The 836-nt window shown below is 45.0% G+C and carries 2 pseudogenes; both read right to left on the bottom strand.

What is annotated here, in order from left to right:
• A pseudogene (locus tag HMPREF2794_RS00605) lies at positions 1 to 337 on the bottom strand (hypothetical protein); the annotation flags it as partial.
• 83 nt (positions 338 to 420) lie between these two features.
• Positions 421 to 836: pseudogene (locus HMPREF2794_RS00600) on the bottom strand (phage head morphogenesis protein); the annotation flags it as partial.

Raw genomic sequence — 836 nt, 5'->3', positions numbered from 1 at the left:
AAAAATAACGCTTCATCCGCTCCGTTACGACAATATACCCGCCCTCATTGTGAATCTTGGCGTATGCCAGCGGGTCAGTCTGAAAAGTAATGCGGTCTATCCCTCGACTGACTGCATGAATACTGTCGCGAAGTTTCCCGCTTTGTATCAATACGCCACGATCCGAACCGATTGTGAGTGACCTTTTAGCCCACGGTATCAGTGATGTATCAAGAAATCCCTGTCTGCGAAAATTCTGCTTGAAGAAGTTCACACCCGCAACTTTCGCGTAGCGGTGAGCATCTTCTACCAGCGTGGATAATTCTTTGAAAAAATCGGGTAATTCAGTCCTTTCCATTTGCATTTCAAAATAAAATTGTATATTTGCAATGTTCGCGGCTGTAACAGGTCAAGAGCTCCCTTCAGGAGTGGTAGTTTCGGCTACTGCTCCTGAAGTTCTTTAAGAAGGTCAATTGTCTTTCCGTCCGCCACATCCTGCCATGACACTTTCACAGCTTTCCTCTTATAAATGAACACCATCTGCTGCCCGGAATACTTTTCGCCATACAGTTTGTATATGCCGTTCAGTTTGTTTTTCAGCATTTCCGGTTCGACAGTGTCAAAAGCGCTCAAATTGAATACAGTATATTCGCACTGCTGTTTTTTCGAACTGTCAAGTCCGTGTTTTATACCGCCCAGTCCCTGAATGTTTTTCAGGTCTGCCAGCTTTTCGTCAATCAGATATTCCGGGTTCTTCACCCCGTCCTCGTTGATGTGCGGGCGGATTTTCACTTTCATCTTCAGTTCCTTTGAAATTACCCGTGCGCTTTCGACATTCTTAACCAAGTCTTTCGGAT

This window comes from Bacteroides sp. HMSC067B03, from assembly GCF_001811315.1.
Lineage (GTDB): Bacteria > Bacteroidota > Bacteroidia > Bacteroidales > Bacteroidaceae > Bacteroides > Bacteroides faecis.
This window is presented reverse-complemented; position numbering and strand designations above follow the sequence as displayed.